Annotated in this window: 14 protein-coding genes; 6 read left to right on the forward strand and 8 right to left on the reverse strand. The window is 63.4% G+C overall.

Annotated features, from left to right (window positions below; genetic code table 11):
• Positions 1-160 precede the first annotated feature (160 nt).
• From V7S54_RS11430 to V7S54_RS11440, 3 genes are all read right to left on the reverse strand, one after another.
• On the reverse strand, positions 161-2743 hold the full coding sequence (locus tag V7S54_RS11430) for an ATP-dependent helicase (protein WP_065374949.1): 2583 nt from the start codon (positions 2741-2743) through the stop codon (positions 161-163).
• 188 nt (positions 2744-2931) lie between these two features.
• Positions 2932-3339: a carboxymuconolactone decarboxylase family protein gene (locus V7S54_RS11435; RefSeq protein WP_065374948.1), complete on the reverse strand. Its 408-nt coding sequence runs from the start codon at positions 3337-3339 to the stop codon at positions 2932-2934.
• A 58-nt stretch (positions 3340-3397) separates the two neighbouring features.
• The gene (locus V7S54_RS11440) at positions 3398-4219 is read right to left on the reverse strand and encodes a cyclase family protein (RefSeq protein WP_336408353.1); all 822 of its coding nucleotides are present in this window, start codon (positions 4217-4219) and stop codon (positions 3398-3400) included.
• Positions 4220-4537: 318 nt separating this feature from the next.
• On the opposite strand from V7S54_RS11440, the gene V7S54_RS11445 reads away from it, so the two are divergent.
• Complete coding sequence (locus V7S54_RS11445; RefSeq protein WP_336408352.1) at positions 4538-5722, forward strand: efflux RND transporter periplasmic adaptor subunit; 1185 nt, start codon at positions 4538-4540, stop codon at positions 5720-5722.
• Positions 5719-8856, forward strand: a complete 3138-nt coding sequence (locus V7S54_RS11450) for an efflux RND transporter permease subunit (RefSeq protein WP_336408351.1) — start codon at positions 5719-5721, stop codon at positions 8854-8856. The genes V7S54_RS11445 and V7S54_RS11450 overlap by 4 nt, the downstream gene beginning before the upstream one ends.
• 28 nt (positions 8857-8884) lie before the next feature.
• On the opposite strand, the gene V7S54_RS11455 is transcribed toward V7S54_RS11450, so the two are convergent.
• Positions 8885-9316, reverse strand: a complete 432-nt coding sequence (locus V7S54_RS11455; protein WP_065374944.1) for a DUF1772 domain-containing protein — start codon at positions 9314-9316, stop codon at positions 8885-8887.
• Positions 9317-9642: 326 nt separating this feature from the next.
• On the opposite strand from V7S54_RS11455, the gene V7S54_RS11460 reads away from it, so the two are divergent.
• Both V7S54_RS11460 and V7S54_RS11465 read left to right on the forward strand, forming a co-directional pair.
• On the forward strand, positions 9643-11049 hold the full coding sequence (locus V7S54_RS11460) for an FAD-binding oxidoreductase (RefSeq protein WP_065374943.1): 1407 nt from the start codon (positions 9643-9645) through the stop codon (positions 11047-11049).
• Between the two features lie 243 nt (positions 11050-11292).
• On the forward strand, positions 11293-15030 hold the full coding sequence (locus V7S54_RS11465; RefSeq protein ID WP_419178166.1) for an AsmA family protein: 3738 nt from the start codon (positions 11293-11295) through the stop codon (positions 15028-15030).
• 222 nt (positions 15031-15252) lie between these two features.
• Here V7S54_RS11465 and V7S54_RS11470 read toward each other — a convergent pair whose 3' ends face one another.
• Positions 15253-15834 carry a cation transporter gene (locus V7S54_RS11470; protein WP_065374942.1) on the reverse strand — a complete coding sequence of 194 codons (582 nt, stop codon included), beginning with the start codon at positions 15832-15834 and terminating at the stop codon, positions 15253-15255.
• A gap of 102 nt (positions 15835-15936) precedes the next feature.
• Here V7S54_RS11470 and V7S54_RS11475 point away from each other — a divergent pair, with 102 nt between their 5' ends.
• Both V7S54_RS11475 and V7S54_RS11480 read left to right on the forward strand, forming a co-directional pair.
• On the forward strand, positions 15937-16746 hold the full coding sequence (locus V7S54_RS11475; protein WP_083203676.1) for a sulfite exporter TauE/SafE family protein: 810 nt from the start codon (positions 15937-15939) through the stop codon (positions 16744-16746).
• 288 nt (positions 16747-17034) lie between these two features.
• A complete protein-coding gene (locus V7S54_RS11480; RefSeq protein ID WP_065374941.1) occupies positions 17035-18369 on the forward strand; it encodes a TadE/TadG family type IV pilus assembly protein in 1335 nt (444 codons plus the stop codon).
• Between the two features lie 228 nt (positions 18370-18597).
• On the opposite strand, the gene V7S54_RS11485 is transcribed toward V7S54_RS11480, so the two are convergent.
• The 3 genes from V7S54_RS11485 to V7S54_RS11495 form a co-directional block, all read right to left on the reverse strand.
• Entirely contained in the window at positions 18598-19386 is a 789-nt protein-coding gene (locus V7S54_RS11485; protein ID WP_065374940.1) for a hypothetical protein, read from the reverse strand.
• Positions 19387-19660: 274 nt separating this feature from the next.
• Positions 19661-19897: a ribbon-helix-helix domain-containing protein gene (locus tag V7S54_RS11490; RefSeq protein ID WP_057253558.1), complete on the reverse strand. Its 237-nt coding sequence runs from the start codon at positions 19895-19897 to the stop codon at positions 19661-19663.
• 194 nt (positions 19898-20091) lie between these two features.
• Positions 20092-20304 carry a DUF4169 family protein gene (locus tag V7S54_RS11495; RefSeq protein ID WP_065374939.1) on the reverse strand — a complete coding sequence of 71 codons (213 nt, stop codon included), beginning with the start codon at positions 20302-20304 and terminating at the stop codon, positions 20092-20094.
• Positions 20305-20373 lie beyond the last annotated feature (69 nt).

A 20373-nucleotide genomic window follows, 5' to 3' on the forward strand; every position in this document is an offset into this window, starting at 1 on the left:
GACATGTCTCCATCCACTTCGCGTCGAGGGAGATCGGTACAAGGTTTCGTTCAAACGCGAGAATTGTGCCTGCAATTATTAGTGCACTTCGCCGGTCGACGCCATGAGATCGATGGTTGCGCGGTCACTGGGAATGCACGTGAGGAGAGCTCTGACCTCCTCACACCTTCTCGACAAACCCATCCAGCACGCGCTTCTGGCCGGCGCGGTCGAAGTCGATGGTGAGCTTGTTGCCTTCGATCGCGGCGATGTTGCCGTTGCCGAACTTCATGTGGAAGACGCGGTCGCCGACCGAGAAGCGCGAGGGTTCCGTGGCCGTCGATTTCGCCACCAGCTCGCCGTCGATGGTGCGGCCGCGCGGCCCGCTTTCGCCGTAGCCGATGCGCTCGACCGCGTGGCCGGAGCGGGTGCCCCAGTTGTCGCGGGTGGCGTCGGAACGGTGCTGCTGGGCGCGCTTCCAGCCCGGTGTCGAATAGGTGTTCTGGAAGGGGTCGGCCTTGTCGAAGCGTGACTGGCCGTAACCGCCGCGGCCATAGCCGCCATAGGATTGCTCGCTCTCGGCCACGTCGACATGGGCGGGCGGCAGCTCGTCGAGGAAGCGCGAGGGCAGCGTCGATTGCCACAGGCCGTGGATGCGACGGTTGGAGACGAACCAGATGTGGCAGCGGTGTTTGGCGCGGGTGATGCCGACATAGGCAAGGCGCCGTTCTTCTTCCAAGCCGGAGCGGCCGCCTTCGTCGAGCGCGCGCTGGTGCGGGAAGAGACCTTCTTCCCAGCCGGGCAGGAACACCGTGTCGAACTCCAGCCCCTTGGCCGAGTGCAGCGTCATGATCGAGACGGCGTCGAGGTTTTCGTTCTGCTCGGCATCCATCACGAGGGCGACGTGTTCGAGGAAGCCGCGCAGGCTCTCGAAGGCCTCCATCGAGCGGATGAGTTCCTTCAGGTTTTCGAGCCGCCCGGGAGCTTCGGCCGACTTGTCGTTCTGCCACATCGCGGTGTAGCCGCTCTCGTCGAGGATCTGCTCGGCAAGCTCGGTGTGCACAGTCGTTTCGAGCAGGCTCTGCCAGCGGCGGAAGTCGGTGACGACGTCGAACAGCGCCTTGCGCGCCCTCGGCTTCAGCTCGTCGGTCTCGATGATGTCGCTGGCAGCCGCCAGCATCGGGATATCGCGGGCGCGGGCATAGTCGTGCAGCGTGCGCACGGTGGTGTCGCCCAGGCCGCGCTTCGGCGTGTTGATGATGCGCTCGAAGGCGAGGTCGTCGGCCGGCTGACAGACCAGGCGGAAATAGGCCATGGCATCGCGGATTTCGAGGCGCTCGTAGAAGCGCGGGCCGCCGATGACGCGGTAGTTGAGGCCAAGCGTGACGAAGCGGTCTTCGAACTCGCGCATCTGGAACGAGGCGCGCACCAGGATCGCCATGTCGTTGAGATTGTGCTTCTGGCGCTGGAGCTGCTCGATTTCCTCGCCGACGGCGCGGGCTTCCTCTTCCGAATCCCAGGCGGCGTGCACCTGCACCTTTTCGTCGTCCGGATCGGTGCGGTCGGTAAAGAGCGTCTTGCCGAGGCGGCCTTCATTGTGGGCGATCAGGTGGCCGGCAGCGCCGAGGATATGTTCGGTCGAGCGATAGTTGCGCTCGAGCTTGATCACCTTGGCGCCCGGGAAATCCTTCTCGAAGCGCAGGATGTTGTCTACTTCCGCACCGCGCCAGCCATAGATCGACTGGTCGTCGTCGCCGACGCAGCAGATATTGATCTGCTGCTGTTTGTTTGCGCTCACGCTGTCGCCGCTGCGCGGCTCGCTCCGCGGGGGCGCGCCATCAGGCGCGGCGGCCGCTTGGCCTTGCCGGGCTGCACCCGGATGAGCTGCGGCACTCGACGGCTTCGGACGCTGGGCGAGCAAGCGCAGCCACATGTACTGCGCCGTGTTGGTGTCCTGGTACTCGTCGACGAGGATGTAACGGAACTTGTCGTGATAATCCTTCAGCACGTCCGCATGGTTACGGAAAATGCGGATCGGGTGCAGGAGCAGATCGCCGAAGTCGCAGGCGTTCAGCGTCAAAAGCCGGTTTTGGTAGGCGGCGTAGAGTTCGCGGCCCTTGCCATTGGCAAAGGCGCGGGCGTCGCCCTCGGGGATCTGGGCGGGATCGAGGCCCTTGTTCTTCCAGCCGTCGATCATGCCGGCGAACTGTTTGGCCGGCCAGCGCTTGTCGTCGATGCCTTCGGCCTGGATGAGTTGCTTGATCAGCCGCACCACGTCATCGGTGTCGAGAATGGTGAAATCGGAGCGTAAGCCCACGAGCTCGGCGTGACGGCGCAAAAGCTTGACGCCGATCGAGTGGAAGGTGCCGAGCCAGGGCATGCCTTCGACCGCATGGCCGACGAGCACGCCGATGCGCTCCTTCATCTCGCGCGCCGCCTTGTTGGTGAAGGTCACCGCAAGGATCTGCGAAGGGAAGGCGCGGTTGGTGGAAAGGATGTGGGCGATGCGGGTCGTCAGCACGCGGGTCTTGCCGGTGCCGGCGCCGGCAAGCACGAGCACGGGACCGTCAAGCGTTTCGACCGCCTCGGCCTGTTCCGGGTTGAGGCCGGAGAGATAGTCCGGGCGCGGCTGGGCGCGATCGCGCGCAGCCATGGCGCGCGCGGCAATGCCGCCGGCGGCGGGGATACCTCCGGGGGCTGGCGGCTGCTTGCGCGGCGCCGGCTCCTCGTCGAAAAAAGGAATGTCGTCGAAACCACTCATCATGCGGCTCAATGTAGTGATTCGGTGGGGAAAGGCCAGAAAGGATGTTCTTCTTTTATTCCGTTTTCTGCGCCAGCCGCACCAAGCCTGTGGAAAGACAGGCGATTTCGAGACCGCTTATTCTTGGTCGCACGTTTTGATTTGTCGCTTGTCGTATCGCAAAACCGCTGCGCACTTTTGCGCGGTGTGCTTTATCCAGCCGTTTTGTCGAAGACGGGGTCGACCGGGACCTGCAGCGCCGTCGCAAGCTGGTTGGTGCGGGCCGCGAGCGAGATCACCCGCAAGAGGTCCGCGTGCTCGGCATCGCTCATGCCCTTCGCCCTTGCTGCGGCGGTATGGGAATGGGCGCAGTAGCCGCAGCCATTGGTGACGGAGACGGCGATATAGAGCATCTCCTTCACCAGCGGATCGAGCGCAGAAGGCGTTGCCATCACCGCCTTGACGTCGCGCCAGGTCTTCTCCAGCAGATCCGGGTCGAAGGCGAGCCACAGCCACATATTGTTGATGAAATCGGATTTGCGCGTGGCGCGGATATCGTCGAACACGGCTTTGACGCGCGGGTCGGCTTCCGGGTTCTTCGGCGGGGTAACGGTGCTCATGGGCTTTCCTCCATGGGGGTTGCCGGCGGCCTTGCGCCGCCGGATTGAAGCGTATGGATCAAACAAGGGCGAAGACGCGCGCCGGGCCGCCGGTGCCGCCGCGATGTTTCGGCGCGCCGAGGATGAGCGTCGCGCCCTTGGCCGGCAGCTTGTCGAGGTTGGCGGCAGCCTCCAGCCCCCAGCGACCCTCGGGCAGCCAGGCATAGTGCGTGGCGAAATCCGGCGAGGGGCCATGGTCGAGCGAGAGCGTATCGACGGCGATGCCGGCGGCCTTGCTCTCCTCGATCAGATACTTCGCCGCCTCCGCGTGAAAGCCGGGGAAGTGCAACTTGCCGTTGCCATCGGCATTGCGGAATTTCTCCGTGCCCATATGCGCGGCCCAGCCCGAAAGCATGGCGACGCAGGCGTTTTCCGGGATCTCGCCATTGGTGGCGACCCAGGCCTTGAGGTCGTCGGGTGTCACCTGCGCATCGGGGTCGGCGCCAGCCTTTTCGCGGATGTCGACGATGCAGAGCGGCACGACGAGTTTTTCCACCGGCAGCTCGGCGACCGACAGGCCATCGGCGGAAAAGTGCAGGGGCGCATCGACATGGGTGCCGGTGTGTTCGTTCACCCGCAGTTCGAACAGATTGAACTTTTCTTTGGCGTAGCTGAACTTTTGCTCGCGGAAGAACTGCTGCTGGCCGAAGAAGGTCGGGAAATCCTCGTGCAGCTCGTGGGTCAAGTCCGTGACATTACTATGTCCCTGAGCCAATGCCGGGGGTGCCGCACCGGTGCTCGCCACGGCAAGGCCGGCAGTTCCAACTGCTGCGGCCTTGAAGAAGCTGCGGCGCGACAGCATGCGCGCCTTCACTGTTTCCATCACACAGACATCGCACATCGCTCTTGCTCTCCTTCAAGAAACTTGAAAACCAGACGGCGAAACCGCTCGAAAACGCGGCCGGCGGTTGCAGGATAGCGCGACAGAAGCCGCTGTAAATGCCGACCTATGCAGCAAAGTGCGGTTCACGCTGAAAGCTGCGGTACAAATGCTCCGCACGTCATCATGCCGCCACCAAATTCGCTTTTATTACAATTGCGTAATGATGGCATTCCGTCATTGCCCCGACGCGCGCGAACGGGGATACTCCGCCCATTCGGAACGAACCGCCGGCCGCGCCGCGCTGGGGCGTGTTTTATGCTTAATCTGGAGACTTGAATGCGGGTTTGGAAACAGCTTGCGGTGAGCGCCGCTGTGCTTCTCGTGGGCGCAACCGTCTGGGTACGGTTCGTGCCCGGCGCAGGTGAAACGCTCGCCGCCATCGGCGTTTCGCACCCGCTGATCGATGCCTTGTCCAAGCCCGGCGCCGGCGGCGGCGAGGGCGGCGAGCGCGGAAATGGTCGCGGCCAGGGTGGCAACAATGCCATCCTCGTCATGGTTCGCCCCTCGGCGACCGCTGTCGTCAACGACCGGCTGAACGCGATCGGCAACGGCGAAGCGATCCACTCTGTCACCGTGACCCCGACGGCCACCGGCAATCTCACCGAAATCCTGGTGCGCTCCGGCGAAAAGGTGGCCCAGGGCCAGGTGATCGCCAGGCTCGACAGCGACGACCAGAAGATCGCCGCTGACCAGGCGCGGCTCAACCGCGACAGCGCCCGCGAAAAGGTCGAGCGTTATCGCAACCTCAGCACGGCGCGGGCGGTGACGGCGGTGGAAGTGCGTGATGCCGAGATCGCGATGCAGACCGCCGAACTGGCGCTGAAGACTGCCGAACTCGACCTCAAGCGCCGCGATATCGTCGCGCCGTCCAAGGGTGTCGTCGGCATCATCACCGTCAATGTCGGCGACTATGTCACGACCACGACGCCGATCGCCGTTGTCGACGATCGCTCGGAAATCCTCGTCGATTTCTGGGTGCCGGAACGCTTCGCCAACAAGATCACCGTCGGCCAGCCGGTCACGGCTTTCGCGATCGCCCAGCCGGGCAACCAGCTCGACGGCGCAATCCACGCGATCGACAACCGCCTTGACCAGGCAAGCCGCACGCTGCGTGTGCGCGCACGGCTCGAAAACCCCGACGATATGCTGCGGGCGGGCATGTCCTTCTCCGTTACCGTCGCGTTTGACGGCGACACCTATCCGACCGTCGATCCGCTGGCGATCCAGTGGAGCTCGGAAGGCTCCTACATCTGGCGCGTTGCCGGCGATAAGAGCGAAAAGGTGCCGGTGAAGATCATCCAGCGCAATCCGGACAAGGTGCTCGTCGACGCGGCCCTTAACGAACGCGACGAGATCGTGACCGAAGGCGTGCAGCGCCTGCGTGACGGCGGCGACGTGCGCATCGCCGGTCGCGAGCGCAGCCAAGAACCTGCGCAGAAGGTCGCGGAGGAAACCAAGTGAGCGGCGGCGAAGGGCACAGCAAGACGTCCGCCCGCGAGCGCGGCAAGACCGGCTTTACCGCACTCTTCATCCGCCGGCCGATTTTCGCGCTGGTGGTCAACACGCTGATCGTCGTTGCTGGCCTTGCCGCCTGGAACGGCATCGAGATCCGCGAGCTGCCGCAGGTCGACCAGCCTGTCATCTCGGTGACCACCACGCTCGATGGCGCCGCCCCCGAGACGATGGACCGCGAGGTGACCTCAGTCGTCGAAGGTGCCGTTTCGCGTGTGCAGGGCATCCGCGACATCTCGTCGACCTCGTCCTTTGGCCGCAGCCGCGTGACGCTGCAATTCTCCGACACGACCGATATCGGTCAGGCCTCCAACGACATCCGCGACGCGCTCGGCCGGGTGCGCAACCAGCTTCCGGACAATGTCGACGAGCCGAGCATCGTCAAAGCCGACGCCGACAGCCAGCCGATCATGCGGCTGGCGCTCACCTCCGACACCATGTCGATGGAAGACATGACGCTGCTCGTCGAAAACGAGATCAGCGACCGGCTGGCTGCCGTCGAAGGCGTGGCCGACGTCGCCGTCTATGGCGACCAGGAGAAGATCTTCCGCATCGACCTCGACCAGGCGAAGCTCGCCGGGCGCGGGGTGACGGTGGCAAACCTCCGGACAGCACTTGCCAACGCCTCCTATGACGTGCCGGCCGGCAAGCTCACCAGCGCCAGCCAGGATATCTCCGTGCGCGCCACGGCCGACCTGCAGACGCCGGAGCAGTTCGAAAACCTGATCCTCGTCAACAATGTGCGCCTACGTGACGTGGCGACCGTGACGCTCGGTCCCGATACCGGCACGACGGCGCTGCGCTCCAACGGCCGCCAGGGCATCGGGCTTGGCATCGTGCGCCAGGCGCAGTCCAATACGGTCGATATTTCCGAGGGCGTGCGCAAGGTCGTCGATACGATCCAGACGCAGATCCTGCCGGAGGGCACACAGCTCAGGATCACCAGCGACGATGCGGTCTTCATCAACGGCGCCATCCATGAGGTGGAGATCGCCCTGATCGTCGCGGTCTTCATCGTGACGCTGGTCATCTACCTGTTCCTGCTCGACTGGCGGGCGACGCTGATCCCGACGATCAGCATGCCGATCGCGCTGATCGGCACGGTGGCGGCGATCTATCTCGCGGGCTTCTCCATCAACATCCTGACGCTGCTTGCGATCGTTCTTGCGACCGGCCTCGTCGTCGACGACGCCATCGTGGTGCTCGAAAACATCGTGCGGCGGCGCGCCGAGGGGCTCGGTCCACGGGCAGCGGCCGTGCACGGCACGCTCGAAGTGTTCTTCGCGGTGCTGGCGACGACGGCGACGCTTGCTGCCGTCTTCGTACCGCTGTCGTTCCTGCCGGGGCAGACGGGCGGTCTTTTCCGCGAGTTCGGCTTCGTGCTCGCCTTCTCGATCCTGCTTTCCTCCTTCGTGTCGCTAACACTCTGCCCGATGCTTGCCTCGCGCATGCTGACGAAGGAGCAGCACACGGTGCCGGGGCCGATGGCGCGGTTCGGGGCACGCGCCGCCGGCTTCTACCGGGTGACGCTTCGCGCCTGCCTCAATTCGCCGCTGATCGTCTTTGTCGTTGCCGCCTTCTTCACGGTCATGGGGGCTGCCGGCTTCCTGACGCTGAAATCGGAGCTGACGCCGAGCGAGGACCGCTCGCAGGTGATGATGCGCATCAACGCGCCGCAGGGCGTCTCACTCGACTATGCCCAGGCGCAGATGCGCCGCATCGAGGACGGCCTGCAGCCGCTGGTCAAATCCGGCGAGATCGACAACATCTTCTCGATTTCGGGGCAGGGCGGTTCGGTCAACAGCGGTTTCATGGTGCTGACGCTCGCCTCCTGGGAGAAGCGCGACCGAAGCCAGCAGGAGATCGTCGCCGAGATCAACAGGGTGACGGCGCGCATTCCCTCAGTTCGCGTCTTTGCGATCCAGCCGAACAGTCTCGGCATTCGCGGCGCCGGCAGCGGCCTGCAGGTGGCGCTCGTCGGCAACGACTACAACAAGCTCGGCGATGCGGCGGCGAAACTGGTGCGCCAGATGGAAGACACCGGCCGCTTCGAGAACGTCCGGCTCAACTACGAGGCCAACCAGGCGCAGCTTTCGATCACTATCGACCGCGAGCGCGCCTCCGACATGGGCGTCGATATCGGCGGCCTCGCCTGGGCGCTGCAGGCCATGCTCGACGGCAACAGCGTCGTCGATGTCTACGTCGACGGCGAATCCTACCCGGTGAAGCTCTTGTCCTCCACCAATCCGGTCAACGACCCGACCGATCTGCAGAACATCTTCCTGAAGGCTGGAGACGGCAAGATCGTGCCGATGTCGACCATCGCCAGCGTCGAGGAGATGGCGGTGGCGCCGCAGCTCTCGCGGGAATCGCAGCTTCGCGCCGTGTCGCTTTCGGCCGGCCTGAAGTCCGACCTCGCGCTAGGGGAGGCGCTCACCATGGTCGAGCAGATGGCCGAACCGCTCTTGCCGCCCGGTTCTCGCATCATGCCGCTTGCCGAAGCCGCGACGCTCAACGAAAACGCCAACGGCCTCTTCGTCACCTTCGGCTTTGCCCTCGTCATCATCTTCCTGGTGCTCGCCGCCCAGTTCGAAAGCTTCGTCAGCGGCCTCATCATCATGTCGACGGTGCCGCTCGGACTTGCCTGCGCCGTCTTTGCGATGATCATGACCGGCAATACGCTCAACATCTACAGTCAGATCGGCCTCGTCATGCTCGTCGGCATCATGGCGAAGAACGGCATCCTGATCGTCGAATTCGCCAATCAGCTGCGTGATCGCGGCCAGGACGTGCGCTCGGCGATCGAGAACGCTGCCAACGTCCGCCTTCGCCCTGTGATGATGACGATGATCGCCACCATCGTCGGCGCCGTGCCGCTGGTGCTGGCAAGCGGCGCGGGCGCGGAAGCGCGCATCGCACTCGGCTGGGTGCTGGTCGGCGGTCTCGGGCTGGCGGTGATCGTCACGCTCTACCTGACGCCGGTCGCCTACCTCGTCATCGCCCGCTTCACCAAGCCGCATGCGGACGAGGAGCGCAAGCTGCACGAGGAGATGGACGCAGCGGCGGCGCTGGAGGCGCACTGAGCCGGAAGCGCCCCTCCGCCGGGCCTTGCTATTCGAGCCAGGCGGCGACGAGAAAGATCGTTGCCGCCAGCCCGCCGAGCGCGCTTCGCCCGGCATGAAGCCTGCCCCAAAGCCGGAGCAGGTCGCGGCTTTCGTCTCCGGTCTCCTCCGGCCGCGTTGCCTCCAGCTGGCGATTGACCGGCATGACGAAGAGCAGCGTATAGGGCCAGTTCATGATGATGATGGCGGCACCCATGCCCCAGAGGATATGGCCGGTCTGCCCCCATGCGGCGGCACCGAGCAGCCCGGAGACAAGAGCGAGCGTCGCCTGCATCTCGAAGCCCCTGCGATAGGACGGGACCCACTGCACCAGTGCCGCACGATCGTCGAGATGGAGCCGTGCGGGATGTTCGGCCCAGTTGATGTAGATGGCGGCGCCGAAAAAGATCGACGCGGTGAGCAAAGCGAGCAGACCCGGCATTTGCCTCTCCTTCCTTCGTCGCATCATCATAATCCACGACGGGCCGAACAGCAGGTGTTTTCTGCGGCTTTTGCCCTCATACGTGGCATTGCCGAAAGGATCTTCGGTGGTTCGCCCGCCGTCAGACGACGCATCGAGATGGCGCGACGCACCGGCTTGTGACACTCCGGTCTCACGTCAGGCGTTTTCCTGCGCTACGTTCCCCAAGAAGTGCGCGAGCGTCTGGACAAAGTGATTCCGATTTGCACAGTAGCGCCTTGAAATGACTGCGCTTCCCGGGCATCTGCAAAGGGGATGCCGCAGATGCAGGAGGAAGGACGTTTTCCGTGGCATTGAAGGCGATCAGAGCTGGCGTGAGAAACGAGGCCGGAATCACGGCGGCGAAGGAAGAACTGGCTGCCCGCTTCGGCGACCGGTTCCAGACGGGCGAGGCGATCCGCGCCCAGCACGCCCACACCACCACCTACATTCCGGCACAGCTTCCCGATGCGGTGGTGTTTGCCGAAAGCGCCGAAGACGTTCGTGAGATCGTTCGGATTGCGGCCCGGCACAAGGTGCCGCTGATCCCCTTCGGCACCGGCTCTTCGCTCGAGGGCCATATCAATGCGCCGAATGGCGGCATCTCGGTCGATCTTGCCCGCATGAACAAGGTGCTGGAGGTCAATGCCGAGGATCTCGATTGCCGGGTGGAGCCGGGCATTACCCGCGAAGAGCTCAACACCTATCTGCGCGACACCGGCCTGTTCTTCCCGATCGACCCCGGTGCCAATGCCTCGATCGGTGGCATGGCCTCGACGCGGGCTTCGGGCACCAATGCGGTGCGCTACGGCACGATGAAGGACAATGTGCTGGCGCTGACGGTGGTGACATCAGACGGGCGCGAGATCCGCACCGCGCACCGGGCGCGCAAGTCTTCGGCCGGCTACGATCTGACGCGGCTTTTCGTCGGCGCGGAAGGCACGCTCGGCATCATCACTTCGATCACGCTCAGGCTCCAGGGCATCCCGGAGGTCATTTCCGGCGGCGTCTGCCCGTTCCCGACGATCGAAGACGCCTGCAACGCGGTGATCCTCACGATCCAGTCGGGCATTCCCGTAGCGCGCATCGAGCTTCTCGATGCGCTGCAGATGAAGGCCTGCAATGGCTATTCCGGCCTTTCCTATGCCGAAACGCCGACGCTCTTCGTGGAATTTCACGGCAACGCCGAGAGCGTCGAACTGCAATCGCGCCAGTTTGGCGAGATCGCGGCGGAGTTCGGCTCGTCAGGCTTCCAGTGGACGACCAATCCGGAAGAGCGAGCGCGGCTCTGGAAAGCCAGGCACAATGCCTATTGGGCGCAGAAAAGCCTGATCCCGGGTGCGGCGATCCTGTCGACCGACGTCTGCGTGCCGATCTCGCGGCTGGCCGATTGCGTCGTGGCGACCCAGGAGGACAGCGCCGCCCACGGGCTGACGGCGCCGATCGTCGGGCATGCGGGTGACGGGAACTTCCATGTCGGCCTGCTGTTCGACGACAAGGACGCAGCCGACGTGGCGCGGGCCGAGGCTTTCGTCGAGCGGCTGAACGCCCGGGCGCTCGCAATGGATGGAACCTGTACCGGCGAACACGGCATCGGCCAGGGAAAGATGCCGTTTCTTGAAGCCGAGCTTGGTGACGCGCTGGACCTGATGCGGCAGGTCAAGCGTTCGCTCGATCCGGACAATATCTTCAACCCAGGCAAGATCTTCGCCTGAGGCGGAACCCCGCGCGGGGGCGTCAGGTTTTGGCCCAATTTTTCGGGCAATGCGCCGGCGCCAAAGTGTGGTACTGCATAGTTCCGAAGTCGGAATCGACCCTGACCGAATTATGCGGCAAATCAGAGCGTCAGGGCGCGAGCCTCTGGCGGTCAAGTGATGCGCGGCGCGCAACGCGCCGATGAATTGTATGGGAATGTAGGCACGGTGCTTTCGCGAATTCTGCTTGCCGTCGGTGGACTTGTGGTCGTTGCGCTCTTCGCGGCGCTGATCGCTCCGTGGTTCATTGACTGGACGGATTTTCGAAAGGAGTTCGAGCGCGAGGCGAGCCGCATCATGGGCAAGCCGGTCGTCGTGCATGGCAGCGTCGATGCGCGGCTGATCCCGTTTCCGACCGTGACGCTGAACGACGTGCGCGTCGGCGCCAGCGAAGACGGTGAGCCACTGATCCGGGTGGCGCAGTTTTCCATGAGCGCGGAACTGGCGCCGTTCCTGAGCGGCGAGGCGCTGATCTTCGACATGCGGCTCGACCGGCCGAAGGCCAAGGTAAGGCTGTTGCCGGATGGTACGCTCGACTGGGCGCGCGGTCGCCGCACCTCGATCCCGGCCAAGACCGTCGTGCTCGAAAACGTCGAGATCATCAATGGCCAGATCGAATTTGTCGACGAGCAGACCGGCCGAACCCGCCGCGTAAGCGGGCTTGCCGCCGATGTTTCCGCCCGCTCGCTTACCGGTCCCTGGAAAGTGGAGGGGCGTGCGGCGCTCGACGGCGAAGCCGGCAGCTTCTCCTTTACCAGCAACGAGGTGGACGCAGCCGGGGCGCTCAGCCTCAAGGCAAGGGTGACGCCCGACAAGCGCCCCTTCGGCGTCGAAACCGATGGCGCGCTGAAGATCGTCGATTTCAAACCCGTTTACAGCGGCCGCTTCACCCTGACGGAAAACCGGCAGGGCGAGGAGAAGGATGACGCGCGGGCGCCGTTGCGCATCAACGGTGATTTCCAGCTTACCAACGAAAGCATCCGCGTTCCGGATTATCGCTTCGAGGTAGGCTCGTCGGACGACCCTTATGTGGTGACCGGCGAGGCGACGCTCGACACCGGCAAGGACCAGAAGTTCCTGCTGATCGCCGACGGCCAGCAGATCGACGTCAGCCGCATCGGTCCGAGCCGCAATGCCAAGACCGGCCGCGATCCTGCGATTTCCATGCGCCAGCGGCTGGAGGCGATGCTCGCTATTGCGGCCGACATCCCCATTCCGCAGGTGCCGGGCCGTGCCAGCCTGAAGCTGCCGGCGATTGTCGTCGGCGACACGACGGTGCGCGACGTGCGCATCGACGTCCAGCCCGATGGCGCCGGCTGGGTGATCGACAATGTCGTGGCGCTCTTGCCGGGGCGCACGCAACTCGAAGCGAAGGGGCGGCTGAACCTCAAGGGACAGCGCAGCTTCCGCGGCGACCTGCTGCTCGCCTCCAACCAGCCCTCCGGTCTTGCGAACTGGCTGGCGGGCTCGGTCGACCCGGCGATCCGCAAGCTGAAGACCGCCGGCTTTTCGGCCAAGGTGAACCTGACCGATACGCTGCAGCAGTTCGAAAACCTCGAATTGGCGGCAGGTGAGGCAAGCCTGAAGGGTCGGCTCGAGCGGCAATCCTTCGCCGAGCAGCAGCCGAACCTCTCGCTGCAGCTCAAGGGCAACCGCATCGATTTCGAGGCGCTTCAGGCGCTGACTGGACTGGTGGCGGGCGATGCCTCCACCGAGACGCTGCTTCAGCATGCGATCGCCGCCGACCTCTCGGCCGACGAGTTCTCCGCCTTCGGTGAAGAAGCCAAGGACGTGCAGGCGGTGTTGACGCTGAAGAACGGCCAGCTCCAGGCCGAACGCTTGGCGATCGGCTCGCTTGCCGGCGCTCAGCTGGCTTTCTCCGGTCGGGCTAGCGGCGATCTGGAAAAGCCCGTCGTCTCGGCCAAGATGAAACTTGCCGCCAAGAACCTGACGCCATTCCTGGAAATGATCGGCCGGCACGCGGTCAATCATCCGGCGCTCAGGCAGCTGATCAAGGCCGGGCCCTATTATAGCGACGCGGCTTTCGACGTGACGCTGACGGCCGGCAACAAGGAAGGCAATGCGCCGGCGACCTTCGGCATCTTCGGCACGGCGAACGGCACCAAGATTGCGGCCAGCTACCAGGCGCCGGATATGGTGCAGGCTCTGACCGGCAAGGCGATGCTGCTCGAAGCGACGCTTGAAAACCCTGAAACCCGCCTGCTTCTCGGTCAGACCGGTTTTGATCCCTTGCCCTTCGATGCGGACGCCAACGGCATCCTCTCGCTCAAGCTGCAAAGCACCGAAGGGTCGAAGGCCAACGGCACGGTGACCTTCACCACCGAGAAGTCGTCGCTGGCAGCCAAGGGCAATGTCGATCTTTCCCGCGACCGCTTCCTCGAAGGCCAGGCAAAGGTCACGCTCCAGACCCAGGACGTCGAGCCCTATCTGCTGCTGCAGGGGGTCGCGCTGCCGCAGATGGGGAGCGGCCTGCCGCTGACGATCTCGGCCGATGTTGCCGCAAGCCCGGAGGCAATCGCGCTGACGGCGGTCGAGGGCAAGGCAGACAACAACGCCTTCACCGGCACCTTGACCGTGGACCGCAAATCGCCGGGCGCCGCCACTGGCCAGCTCACCGTCGATACGCTCGATCTTGCCTGGCTGGGCGAGGGCATCCTGGGCGCGGTCGAGGATGCGAACGGCGCGTTCTCGAAGAGTGCCCTGGCGCAGCCGGCCTGGACCGGCCTCAACGTCGCGCTCGACGTGCAGGCAGGAAAATTCTGGCCGGGCGTCTATGGCGCGGTCACGAGCTTTGCCGGCAAGATGGAGTGGAAGGGCGACGAGCTTTCCCTGACCGATGCCACCGGCGACTGGCTGGGTGGCAAGCTTGCCGGGCGGGTGCAGGTCGGTAACGCCAACGGCTCCGGCTTCCTGCGTTCGCGCCTGGACGTCAAGGGCGGCGACCTGGCCCAGGCGGGCTGGACCCATGCCGGCGCACCGGTGGCGACCGGGACATTCGATCTTTCCGTCGCGCTGGAAGCATCCGGCGCGACACCGGAGGCGATGGCCCATGCGGCAAGCGGTTCGGGCACCGCGACCTTCAACGGCATGACGCTGAACGGCGTCAATAGTGCGGCTTTGCCGCAGTTGATTGCTGCTGCCGATGGTCAGAAGACCCGGATCTCGGCGGATAGCATCCGCAGCGCGGCGGAAGCGGCCGTGTTCTCCGGCCAATCGGTGGTCGGCGTCGTCAAGGCTCCCTTCAGCGTTGCCGGCGGCGTGCTGCGGGTGCAGAACGTTACGGCCGGCGATGGCAGTGCCGCCTTCATGGGCGGAGCAGCGCTTGACCTTGCGGCCGGCCGGATCGATGGCGGCATCGACCTGACCTTCCGGCCCGGCGAGGAAGCGCTTGCCGGTAGCGAACCGCGCGTGCGGATCGGCTATGCCGGCCTGCTGGAGGCGCCGGGCGTCAGCCTCGACGTGGCCGATCTGGCCAATTTCCTGTCGCTGCGCGCCTTCGAACGCGAGCGCCGCCGGGTCGAGATCCTGCAGGCGAACGTGCTGGAGAAGCAGCGGCTGCGCCGTGAAGTGGCGCTTTACAAGGCGAAGGCGGAAGCCCGCGAACTTGAACGGCGACGTGCCATTGCCGAAGAGCGCCGGCGTGCTGCCGGGGCAGCGGAAGCGGCCCGCGTCAAGGCCGAAGTGGAAGCGCGCGCCGAGGCCGAGCGCAAGGCCGAAGCGGAGCGCAGGGCCGAAGCGGAACGGCAGGCCGAAGCTGCACGCCGGGCACAACAGGGGCCATCGCGCGTGCGCGGTGCCGGCCAAGAACAGCAGCCGATCCCGCCGCAGAGCGGGGCCGACGATGTCCAAGGCGGCAGCACGGGGCCGGCACCCGGCCAGAGGCTGGACTTCGACGTGCTGCCCGACATCACGGTGCAATAACCAGCGCTCAAATCTGAAACGACAGGCCCGGCTCCTGACGTGGTTTTCCGCGCGTTGCGCCCGTGCAGGGTCCGGCGGGCCTTGCGGGCCTACCGAGGGCGGCAACAGGCTCCAGACGAGCTGGAGCATTTCACTGTTTCATTGAAACAGTGAAATGCTCCAACTGTTTGAAATTGCGCAATTCCGGACGGAGAACCGTTTCACACTTTTCCTGGAATTGCTTTAGACCGCGACGTCGTGTTCTTCGTGCGCAGCTTCCCAGACTTCCCGCGCCGCATCCAGGTTCATCAGTGCAATCCCCAGGCCAACAATCAAATCCGGCCAGGCTGACTGCCACAGGTAAGCTGTCGCCAGTCCCGCGCCGATGATGGCGACATTGGCGAAAGCATCGTTGCGGGCCGACAGGAACGCAGCCCGTGTGAGGCTGCCGCTCGTATGACGGTAAGCGACGAGAAGGTAGGCGCAGAACAGGTTGATCAGGAGAGCGCCAAAGCCAGCCAGGGACAGGGCAAAGGGCTCAGGCGGGATTGGATCCATGAACTTCGCCCAGGCCGTCCATAAGAAAGCCAGCGCAGGGACGAGCAGAATGAATGCCATCGCCATGCCGACCCGAGCGCGGTTCCGCGCCGTCCATGCCAGCGCAAAGAAAATCAGAAGGTTCACGGACGCATCTTCGAGGAAGTCAACGCTGTCCGCCAAGAGCGAGACCGAGCCGATGGCCAGCGCAACGACGAATTCAACCGCAAAGTAGCCCAGGTTCAACAAGGCGACGAAGAACACGACGCGGCGAAGATTGTTGTCCACTGAAGGGTTCCTTCGCTGACGAGATTTACCATCGGCAATTTGACACACTTGCTGCCATCAGATTGCTATCCGTATCGTTGCGTTTCGACATATGTATCGTTCATGGAAAATTCTGCCCACACGTCCCCCGCTGCTCGCAATACGCCGGCTGCATTTTTTGGAGGCGCAACTATCGGCGCACTCGGTGGCGTAATCGGTCTTGGGGGCGCCGAGTTCCGCTTGCCGCTGCTCATCGGGATGTTCAACTTTGCGGCCCTGGAGGCCGTCATTCTCAACAAGGCGATGAGCCTGGTTGTCGTCGCGTCGGCCCTTCCGTTCCGGGCTGCGACCGTTCCGTTTGCAGCGATCGCGGCAAACTGGTTCATCGTTGTGAACCTGCTCGCGGGGAGCCTGTTGGGCGCGTGGTTTGGTGCCGGCTGGGCCACGCGTCTCAAGTCCGAAACGCTCTATAAGGTCATTGCGGTTCTGCTAGTTGCGATCGCGGTCGTTCTGGTTGTCGGCCATGACGCGAGCAGCGGCCAGCCGCTCTTGACTGGAGGGGCGCAGCTTATCGCCGGCGTGCTCGCCGGTTTCATGATTGGGATTGTCGCCTCGCTCTTGGGCGTCGCGGGTGGCGAGCTGCTTATTCCGACACTGGTCCTGTTGTTCGGCGCGGACATCAAGCTCGCCGGAAGCCTCTCACTCGCCGTGAGTCTGCCGACGATGCTTGTCGGGTTCACCCGCTACAGTCGCGATCAAAGCTTCGCCGTTCTTGGAAAGAACAAGCGCTTTCTGCTGGTCATGGCGTCGGGCTCAGTTTTGGGTACATTCATTGGCGGATTGCTCTTGGGTGTCGTGCCCAATGCGGTCCTGCTGCCTGCGCTCGCCGTCATTTTGGTGATCTCTGCCCTGAAGGTCTGGCGACATGCTTAATCAGACCTGCCACGTTTCCGCAGATGCGCTCGCCGCCAGATAGCGGCAATGCTTCCGGTTTTCGCTGGGGATTACGCCCGTGTAGCGCCGAATGCGACAAAGTTTAACAATTTCTGAAGTCCTTTCTCCACGATTGATAACTAAATTAGCAATCTGTTTTGGAGCGCAGAGAGGGGCGCGGCCAATTGGCCGCATCTAGCTCCAACTCATTGGAATCGATGACGCCTTTTGCTTTGGGGCCACCTGGCTCCGAAGTCGTCGTGATCTGTTGAGGGGGCAACGAACAAGATGCAATGCGATCTGAAGAACAAGCTCGTCCGCATCCTTAAGGACGAAAACGGCAACTTTGCCGTCATGACTGCTCTGGTGATAATACCGTTGTTCACGGGCGCTTCCGTCGCCATCAATCTCGCCCGCATCAATCTAGAATCCGCAAAGATGCAGGACGCGCTCGACGCGGCCGCCTTTTCCGCGGTCAAGTCCTATGGCGAAGGGGAGGATGAAGCCAAAGCGAAAGATCTGGCGAACAGCACCTTCTTCGCCAATTTCGGCATGCCGGAGATCGTCGACGAGATCGGGTCGGAGAGTTCGACGCCGGTGGCGACGCAGGCGTTCAATGTTGCTTTCGGCGCCCTTGGCGTCGAAAGCACGGCGACGACGACCTATGCGCTCAAATACGCTCCGCTGTTCTGGGGCCTTCAACCCTATACGATCAATCGCGAAAGCGTCGCCGCGCGCATGCCGGGTAGGGAAGCGTGCATTCTTGCACTCCACCCGACCGCACCCCGGGCGTTCGAAGTGAGCGGCAGTGCCACTGTCGATACGTCAGGCTGTACGATCACGTCGAATTCGAGCGATGCGCAGTCGATCTATCTCAGCGGTTCGGCCACCTTGAAGGCCGAATGTCTTTATGCGGCGGGCAAGGTCTCGGCGACGCTTGCCCATCTCGAACTCGCCTGCGGCAAGGCAGTGGAAGATGTTCTGCCAATCCCGGACCCCTTCCGGTTCAAGAAAATGCCGACGACGGGGAGCTGGGTGAACCTCGCCGGATGCGGACAGAACTTCGTGGCCGGCGGTGGCGGCAACGGCGACTGCAACGGCACGAGCAAGACGCCGAACAACGCGCCCGCCGGCTATACCGTCGAACTGAAGCCCGGCACCTATGGCAGCCTGGAGATCAAGGGCAAGGTTCTTTTGCGGCCGGGCTCCTACATCATCGATGGCGGCACCTTGAAACTCGCCAGCCAGTCGGTGCTCACGGGTGAGGGCGTCACCTTTTTCCTGCTGAACGGTGCCCAGCTCGATATTCACGGCGGCGCGACCTTCAATGTCACGCCATTCCTGACGGGCGACTGGGCAGGCTTCTCGATCGTTGCCGCCAGGAACAATACGGCGACGGCGACGATCAACGGCAACAGCGCCTCGTCGCTTGCGGGCATCATCTACATGCCGGCCTCGCGCGAGATCCAGTATGCCGGCAATGGCTCCACTGCCGGCGAATGCGTGCGCATCGTCGCGCAGGAGATCACCATGATCGGCAACAGCAGCTTCAAGCTGGACTGCAAGCCGGTGCTTGCGAACAACACCATCAACAATCCGGGTGCAATTCGCCTGGTCAGATAGTCTGCGACCACTCTTGCTGCGCGACGTCTGCTACTGCATGTTTCCTTTAATCGTACCCGATTAAAGGACAAAACATGCAGCACTTCAAAGTGCTACAGCGACCTTTGCGCGTCTGATTGGACGCGCGGCGCTGTAAGCGGTCGGGATCCGCGCCGACAAACGTGACGGCTGGATCACCACCTCTTGAACCCGGCTGCCCGACAACCGGATTCTACGCGTGCGAGTGCTTCAGAAGCGTATGGAAACGCCGAGGATCGGGCCCTGCTGCACCGTATCGAAGATGAAGCCGTCGTTGTCGTAATCGACGCCGACCGCACGATAGCCGGCGACAGCCGAGATGGTGTCGCTGAAGCGGTAGCCGAGGCCGAGCCCTACATCCCAATCGATATCGGCGCCGCCAGCACCGACGATCCCCCAGCCGGTCAGGTAGATTTCCGGCGTCATGTAGTAGGCTCCCCGCAGGCCCACCATGCCGTCGACCCAGGTTTCTCCGTCTTCACGGCTGACGCCGTCGAGCGGCCCGCCATGGAAGGAGATGGTGGTATCGACCGACCAGACCTTGGCGCCGCCGACAACGTCAAGGTGCGATTGCTGATCCTCAAACACCGTATAGCCAACGGCGATAAGGCCGGCGAAAGTCTCCGATTCGACATCCACCGTGTCGGTGAAAATTCCGCGCGCCTTGCCGTCGCCGGAAAGCTTGGAATAGATCAAGTCGGAGAAGATGCTGAAGCGGTCCTTGCGGGCTTCAATTATGCCCATGGCCGCAAAATCCAGATTGTCCCAGATGTCGCCGAAGTCGGAGTCGATATGGACGGTGGGAAGACCGAATTGCGCCGTGTCGCCGGAAATGCCTGCGATCCAGAAATAGGGGGCGACGGTAAACTGCCAGCCGCTCTCGGTTTCTTCCACCGGCGCCGTCGGCGCCATCAGCGGCGTGATATCGGCCGCATTGGCCGAAAGGCAGGACACCAGGCTCAAGCAGGCCGTAAGGCCGATACGCGTAGAGATTCTCATGATACGCCTCCCACAGTGGTGGCGACTCAGACTTGCCACCCTCGATACGCACATCTTTATATAAGTTGCTGCGAAAACAACCGAATTCGGCGGCGAACGGGAGCGGATGCGGGCAAAACCGGTGCTGCTGTTGCAAGGGCCACACAGTGGCGAACTGCATGTCTCCTTGAATCGACCTCGATTTAAGACAAATCAAAGTGCTACAGCGCCGCGCGTCTGATAACACGCGCGGCGCTGTAGGTGATTTCTTGTTGTTGGCGCAATGGGTTGCGCGTCAGTTCGCGTCAGGCGACGGCAGCGCAAGTTTCGATTTCAGCCATTCCAGCACGTAGACCCGTAGCGCCGAGGAAAGGTTGCTATCGGGCGTGCGCTGGTCGTCGATTTCGGCGATGAGTTGCGCGAGCGGCATCGCCCTTGTCTCGGCGATCGCCTTCAGTTCCTGCCAGAACGCGTCTTCGAGCGAGAAGCTGGTGCGGTGGCCGTGCAGGGTCGCGGAGTGCTTACGGATCATTGTCCGGTCTCTGGATCAAAATGACTTTGGGGCGGATCGCCCCGTAAACGGGATCGATTGTAATAAGTTGGAGCGTGCTGCGGGCGGAAAACCGCCGCACGCGGGCTGCGGGATCGATTCAACTGCTTGGCAATTCGATTCGGAAAGCGGTCGCAAGTCCTTGCTCCGGAATCGTTTTCTTCGGGAAGGGCGGCTCAGTCCTTGCTGTCGCCGCTTTCGTCCTTGGCCGGCCGCTCGAGGCGGCCCTGGTCAAGGCGGATCTCCGCCTTGTCGTTCAGCGCCTTTGTCAGGGATTTTTCAGCCTTGGTGCGGCCGAAGGAGATGCGGTTCTGTTCGGCCTGTTTTTCCTTTTCCGTGCGCTGCTGGCGCTTGCGGAACTGGCGCAGATTGACGACGTCGCCGGTCATGATCCGATGCTCCTTCAGCGCTGCGCGTCTTCAATGCGCAAAGGTCGCTGTAGCACTTCGCGTGGCTGC

It is taken from the genome of Ensifer sp. CCNWLY38, from assembly GCF_037120565.1.
In the GTDB taxonomy this organism is placed as follows: Bacteria; Pseudomonadota; Alphaproteobacteria; order Rhizobiales; family Rhizobiaceae; genus Ensifer; species Ensifer adhaerens_H.